Here is a 5,981-nt window from a genome sequence, read left to right as displayed (position 1 = left end):
TGCTGGTTGCCGGTACAACTGGCTCGGGTAAGTCGGTGGGGGTTAACGCGATGCTGCTCAGCCTGCTTTACAAGTCGACCCCCGAGGAAGTCAGGCTGCTACTGGTTGACCCCAAAATGCTCGAGCTGTCGGTATACGACGGCATTCCGCACCTGTTGACGCCGGTCATCACCGACATGAAGGATGCCGCCAATGGCCTGCGCTGGTGTGTAGCCGAGATGGAGCGGCGTTACAAGCTGATGTCGGCCATGGGCGTGCGAAATTTGGCCGGTTTTAACCGCAAAATAAATGAGGCGATTCAAGCGGGTGAGCCGATTAAAGATCCGCTGTTTGTGCCTGAGGAAAACTACCAGCCGGGGCTGGAGGAAGCTTTGGCTCCCGATTTGGAAGCACTGCCGGCGATTGTGGTGGTGATTGATGAATTTGCCGACATGATGATGATCGTCGGCAAAAAAGTTGAAGAGTTAATCGCCCGCATTGCCCAAAAGGCCCGTGCAGCGGGGATTCATTTGATTCTGGCCACTCAGCGGCCCTCGGTCGATGTCATTACCGGCCTGATTAAGGCCAATGTGCCAACCCGTATTGCGTTTCAGGTGTCGTCCAAAATCGATTCGCGAACGATTCTCGATCAAGGCGGTGCCGAGCAGTTGCTGGGGCACGGTGACATGTTGTATTTGCCGCCGGGCTCAGGCTTGCCGGTGCGGGTGCACGGCGCGTTTTGCAGCGACGAAGAGGTCCACCGTGTAGTCGCCGATTGGAAAAAACGGGGAGAACCCCAGTATATCGATGGTCTATTGGAAGAGGGCGGTAGTAGCGATGCGATGCCGGGCATGACTGCAGAGGGCGGCGATAGTGATGGCGAGGCCGACGCCCTGTATGACGAGGCGGTGCGCTTTGTCACCCAGAGTCGCCGGGCGTCGATTTCCTCAGTGCAGCGCAAGCTGCGCATCGGCTATAACCGCGCCGCAAGACTGATAGAAACCATGGAGTCCGCTGGTGTGGTCTCCGAAATGGCCAGCAATGGTAGTCGCGAGGTTATCGCGCCACCACCGATAGAATAGGAAAATTAATGCGTAACCTTGTCGTTTTATTACTGCTGAATCTGGCGCTGGCACTTCCGGCACTGGCCGGCGATGTCGCCCAATTACATTTGCATTTGTCGTCGCTGAAAACCCTACAGGCTAAATTCGAGCAAGATGTTCGCGATGAACAGGGCAATTTGCTGCAACACAGCAGTGGCGATATCGCGGTGCAGCGGCCCAATAAATTGCGCTGGGAGAGTCGCGAGCCGTTTCACTATCAGCTGATCAGTGATGGCGAAACATTGTGGCGCTACGATGCAGAGCTGGAGCAACTGAATACCGAGCCAGCGACGGCAGAGCTGGCTCAGGCACCGGCGATGATTATCGGCGCCAGTATCGAGCAATTGCAGAACCAGTTTGAGGTGGCGCTAAACAAAGAGGGGGCGCTGCGGGAGTTTATCCTCACGCCGAAAAGCCCCGGTATGTTTAGCGAAATGACCTTGCGCTTTCGTCAAGGTAAGTTGATTGGCATGGCGATGCGCGACAACCTTGAACAGCGCACTGAAATTCGTTTTAGCAGCGCCCGCTACAACAAGCCACTGGCCGCAGCGCTGTTTCGCTATAGCGATGCCAGCCCGGTGCAATGAGCGCCCCCCAAGCGCCGCTGGCGGCGCGCATGCGCCCGCAGACACTGACAGATTACCGCGGCCAACGGCATCTGCTGGCCGAGGGCCAGGCGTTGCGCAAGGCGCTGGACTCCGGTCAACTGCACTCAATGATCTTCTGGGGGCCGCCCGGGGTCGGCAAGACAACGCTCGCGCGACTGATTGCCCTGCACAGCGAAGCACTGTTTATCAGTGTGTCGGCGGTGCTGGCCGGTGTAAAAGATATTCGCAAGGCCGTTGAGCAGGCCCAGCAGGAACAGCGCTACGGTCGCCGCACCATCTTGTTTATCGATGAGGTTCACCGCTTCAACAAGGCTCAGCAAGATGCATTTTTGCCCTATGTTGAAGACGGTACACTGATTTTCGTCGGCGCCACCACTGAAAACCCCAGCTTCGAAATTAACAACGCCCTGCTGTCGCGAGCGCGGGTCTACCCCCTGCAGGCATTGGACAGCCAGAGTTTGCTGGAAATTTTGCAGCAGGCCTGCGATGCCGAAGGCTGGCACTGCGAGGTGGCACTGCTGGAAAACTTGGCCCTGCAGGCCGACGGCGATGCGCGTCGCGGGCTGAACTTGCTGGAATTGGCCATGGATGTGGCCGGGGATCAAAGCGCGGATCGCGAGTTGAATGCCGAGGCGATCGCCCAGGCCATGAGCCACCAACCGCGTCGCTTCGACAAGGGTGGCGATCTGTTCTACGAGCAAATATCGGCGCTGCATAAGTCGGTGCGCGGCAGCTCACCCGATGGCGCCCTGTACTGGCTGCTGCGCATGCTGGACGGCGGTTGTGACCCCGTTTATATCGCTCGCCGTCTGGTGCGAATGGCCAGTGAAGATATTGGCAATGCCGATCCCAGGGCGCTGCGCATCTGCCTCGACGCCTGGGATGTGCAGGAGCGATTAGGTAGCCCGGAAGGTGAACTGGCACTGGCGCAGGCGGTGACCTATTTAGCAGCGGCGCCCAAGAGCAACGCGGTGTACAGCGCCTTCAATGCCTTGCGCCGGCGCATCACCAGCGACCCCAGTTACGAGGTGCCCATGCACCTGCGCAATGCGCCAACTAAAATGATGGGGGCTCAGGGTTTCGGTCAGGGCTACCGCTACGCCCACGATGAGCCGGATGCCTATGCGGCCGGGGAGAGCTATTTGCCCGAGGCGCTGGCCGATGAGCAGTTCTACCACCCTGTGGAGCGGGGGCTGGAAAAGAAAATCGCAGAAAAAATGCGTTATTTACGCCAGCTCGATGCGCAAAGCCCGCATAAACGCTATTCCTGAGCACACATCTTGGTAAAATGCCTGCTTTAGCCAACAGGGAAAGCGCGTGCTGCAATACCTTTTGATCGCATTGGGCGGTGCCAGTGGTGCCCTTAGCCGCTACGGCGTGGCGAGGTTCTGCCAACTCGTTGTGCCGCCAAATCACTGGCCGGTAGCCACCTTTGCGGTCAACGTCACCGGCTCGGCGCTGATCGGCGTGGTCTATGTGTTGATCACCGAGCGTGGCAGTCTTCACAGCGATTGGCGCTATGTACTCATGGTCGGGTTTTTCGGCGCTTTCACCACCTTCTCAACGTTTTCGCTGGAGTCCGTCGCCATGCTCGAAGCGGGCAGACCGCTGCTGGCGCTGGGCTATATGTTCACTACGCTTACAACATGTGTCCTGGCCTGCTGGCTGGGAATTATTGCAACAAGATAATCAAATATATCAAAGGCTTGGAGATTTTATATAATGTTGGATATCAAGCAGCTTCGCCAGGACCCAGACGCCGTGGCAGCCGCCTTGAAGAAAAAAGGCTACGACTTCGATGTCGCCCTTTTTCAGCAACTCGACACCCGCCGCAAGCAGGCCGACGTGGAGAGCCAGGAATTGCTGGCGCAGCGCAAGCAGGCCTCCAAGCAGATTGGTGAGCTGGTTAAGGCCGGCATGTCGGTAGACGATGCCAAGGCCAAGGTCAATGAAACCCTGGCCAGCATTGAGGACAGCCTGGAAAGCTTAAAACAGCAGGCGAAGGCGGCTAACGACGCGCTGGATGAGCTGTTGATGGCGGTGCCCAATGTGCCCGCTGAAGAGGTGCCCGAGGGCGCAGACGAAGACGCCAATGTGGAAATTTCCCGCTGGGGGGAGCCGGCCACCTTTGATTTTGAAGTCAAAGACCATGTCGACGTCGGCAGCGACATCGGCGGTCTGGACTTTGACACCGCCAGCAAAATCACCGGCAGCCGCTTTGCGGTGATGCGCGGTGGTATCGCGCGACTGCACCGGGCTCTAACCCAGTTTATGCTCAACACCCATACCGGCGAGCACGGCTATCAGGAAGTTTATGTGCCGTATATCGTCAACAGCGATTCGCTGCGCGGTACCGGCCAGTTACCCAAATTTGAAGAAGACCTGTTTCGCCTCGGTGGCGATGCCGAGTATTACTTGATCCCCACCGCCGAGGTGCCGGTGACCAATATCATGCGCGACAGCATCATCGAGGCCAGCGAGCTGGGCGAGGGCATTAAATTTGTTGCCCACACCCCCTGTTTCCGCTCGGAGGCCGGCAGTTACGGTCGCGACACCCGCGGTATGATTCGCCAGCACCAATTTGAGAAGGTGGAACTGGTACAGTTTGTACGCCCCGAACAGTCGGACACCGCGCTGGAGACCCTGACCGGTCACGCCGAGGCCATTTTGCAGCAGTTGGAGTTGCCCTACCGCAAGGTGCTGCTCTGCGGCGGCGATCTCGGCTTTTCCTCGCGCAAAACCTACGATTTGGAAGTGTGGCTGCCGGCGCAAAACACCTACCGGGAAATCTCCTCCTGCAGCAACTTTGGCGACTTTCAGGCGCGCCGCATGTTGGCGCGCTGGCGCAACCCCGAAACCGGCAAACCCGAGCTGCTGCACACCCTTAATGGCTCCGGGCTGGCGGTTGGCCGCACCCTGGTGGCTATACTGGAAAACTACCAGCAGGCCGATGGCTCGGTAACCATACCCGTTGCTCTGCAGCCCTATATGGGCGGCACCACAAGTCTGTCTGCAGGAGACTTGGGCTAATGGACTTTCTGCCGCTGTTCACCAAGCTAGAGGGAAAAACCTGCCTGTTGGTGGGGGGCGGTGAAGTCGCGCTGCGCAAGGCCCGTTTACTGCACAAATCTGGCGCCGTGTTGCGGGTGGTCGCCCCCGACATCGTCGCGGAATTAGAGCAGTTGGCCAAAGAGGGCGGTCAATGCCTGCATGCGGACTACCGCCTGGATTATCTGGACGGCGTATTTCTGGCCATTGCCGCCACCGACGACGAGTCGCTGAATCAGCGGGTATCCCAGGATTGCAACGCCCGCCACATCCCGGTCAATGTGGTGGACAACCCAGATCTTTGCAGTTTCATCCTGCCGGCCATTATCGATCGCTCGCCACTGGTGGTGGCGGTGAGCAGTGGCGGCAAAAGCCCGGTGCTGGCGCGAATGATTCGCTCGCGCCTGGAATCCAGTATTCCCGCCGCCTATGGTCGCCTTGCTGATCTGGTCGGGAACTTCCGCGATGCCGTCAAGGCCCGCTTTGACGATATTGAAGACCGTCGCCATTTTTGGGAGGAAACCCTGCAGGGGCCCGTGGCCGAAATGGTCTATGCCGGAAAGGAAAAAGCCGCCGGTGAAATGCTGCAGAGTTTGATCGACAGTGCCGAGCTGCGCCCCGGTGGCGAGGTCTATTTGATCGGCGCCGGGCCCGGCGACCCGGATTTGATGACCTTTAAGGCGCTGCGCCTACTACAGCGGGCCGACGTGGTGCTTTACGACCGCTTGGTGGCGCCGGAAATCGTTGAGTTGTGTCGCAAAGACGCCGAGCGGGTGTTTGTCGGTAAGGCGCGCGCCAACCATGCGGTGCCCCAGGAAGATATCAATAAACTGTTGGTGCACTACGCCAAACAAGGGCGCAAGGTGGCGCGCCTGAAAGGCGGCGACCCGTTTATCTTCGGGCGCGGCGGCGAGGAGATCGAAGAACTGGCCGAGGAAAAAATTCCCTTCCAAGTGGTACCGGGCGTCACCGCGGCCGCAGGCTGTGCCAGTTATGCCGGCATTCCGCTTACCCACCGCGACTATGCGCAGTCGGTGCGCTTTGTCACTGGCCACCTTAAAGATAACAGCATCAATTTACCCTGGGACGAACTGGTGCACGGCCGCCAAACGCTGGTGTTCTACATGGGGCTGGTCGGTTTGCCGGTCATCTGTGAGCAGCTGATGGCCCACGGCCGCAGCGGCGATACACCCATTGCGCTGGTACAGCAGGGGACCACACGCCATCAAAAGGTCGTGGTGGC

6 protein-coding genes are annotated in these 5,981 nt (G+C 58.7%); all 6 read left to right on the top strand.

The genetic code is table 11. The features are described 5' to 3' along the window. Positions 1–1,061: DNA translocase FtsK (locus ABYM29_RS14465; protein ID WP_372865494.1), on the top strand; the 1,061-nt coding region annotated here is incomplete at its 5' end. 8 nt (positions 1,062–1,069) lie between these two features. Further along, positions 1,070–1,669, top strand: coding sequence for an outer membrane lipoprotein chaperone LolA (gene lolA / locus ABYM29_RS14460; RefSeq protein ID WP_372865493.1), 600 nt, complete (start codon positions 1,070–1,072; stop codon positions 1,667–1,669). After that, positions 1,666–2,961, top strand: coding sequence for a replication-associated recombination protein A (locus ABYM29_RS14455; protein WP_372865492.1), 1,296 nt, complete (start codon positions 1,666–1,668; stop codon positions 2,959–2,961). Before lolA ends, ABYM29_RS14455 begins: the two co-directional genes overlap by 4 nt. Before the next feature lie 46 nt (positions 2,962–3,007). Continuing rightward, positions 3,008–3,379, top strand: coding sequence for a fluoride efflux transporter CrcB (gene crcB / locus ABYM29_RS14450; protein ID WP_372865491.1), 372 nt, complete (start codon positions 3,008–3,010; stop codon positions 3,377–3,379). A 33-nt stretch (positions 3,380–3,412) separates the two neighbouring features. Further along, positions 3,413–4,720, top strand: a complete 1,308-nt coding sequence (gene serS / locus ABYM29_RS14445; protein WP_372865490.1) for a serine--tRNA ligase — start codon at positions 3,413–3,415, stop codon at positions 4,718–4,720. Continuing rightward, positions 4,720–5,981: siroheme synthase CysG (gene cysG, locus ABYM29_RS14440; RefSeq protein ID WP_372865489.1), on the top strand; the 1,262-nt coding region annotated here is incomplete at its 3' end. The genes serS and cysG, both read left to right, overlap by 1 nt.

Origin of the sequence: Spongiibacter sp. (assembly GCF_041602295.1) — a bacterium.
Taxonomy (GTDB): domain Bacteria; phylum Pseudomonadota; class Gammaproteobacteria; order Pseudomonadales; family Spongiibacteraceae; genus Spongiibacter.
This window is presented reverse-complemented; position numbering and strand designations above follow the sequence as displayed.

Excerpts from the sequence above, each read along its gene's own strand:
- lolA (WP_372865493.1), top strand. The coding sequence starts at position 1,070 with ATGCGTAACCTTGTCGTTTTATTACTGCTGAATCTGGCGCTGGCACTT.
- ABYM29_RS14455 (WP_372865492.1), top strand. The coding sequence starts at position 1,666 with ATGAGCGCCCCCCAAGCGCCGCTGGCGGCGCGCATGCGCCCGCAGACA.
- serS (WP_372865490.1), top strand. The coding sequence starts at position 3,413 with ATGTTGGATATCAAGCAGCTTCGCCAGGACCCAGACGCCGTGGCAGCC.